This is a genomic window from Cobetia sp. SIMBA_158 (genome assembly GCF_046566945.1).
GTDB classification, from domain to species: Bacteria; Pseudomonadota; Gammaproteobacteria; order Pseudomonadales; family Halomonadaceae; genus Cobetia; species Cobetia amphilecti.
Window position 1 is genome coordinate 1 of the sequence record NZ_JAWJYL010000168.1, and the last position, 319, is coordinate 319.

General features: G+C 28.5%; 1 protein-coding gene. It reads left to right on the top strand.

The window, feature by feature from the left end:
* Nucleotides 1-107: 107 nt before the first annotated feature.
* On the top strand, nucleotides 108-319 hold a 212-nt coding region (locus R2R70_RS19480), incomplete at its 3' end, for a hypothetical protein (RefSeq protein ID WP_410978818.1).

Genomic DNA, 319 nt, shown 5'->3' on the forward strand with positions numbered 1-319 from the left:
ATTCTATTCTTAGGCTTTATAAGCTATTTTACGAAATGCCTGTCAGGACTGTGTATTATTCAAATTCACATAAAATATTTTGTAGATATAATAGAGGAGGAGCCAAATTGACTTTACATCATTTTATTGGGGCTAACAAAAAACTTCCTATTGGTGAGTTTGGCTATAGCCCAACATTTAAACCAATTTCTGAATTAAAAATTAAAGGAGTTTCTTTCAACAAAAAATTGTTTAGGAAAAATCGATATAAAAGTGAACATTCACTTTTAAAAGTTTATGAAACCGAAGAAGATGCATATGGAATAGATATCATTCATTT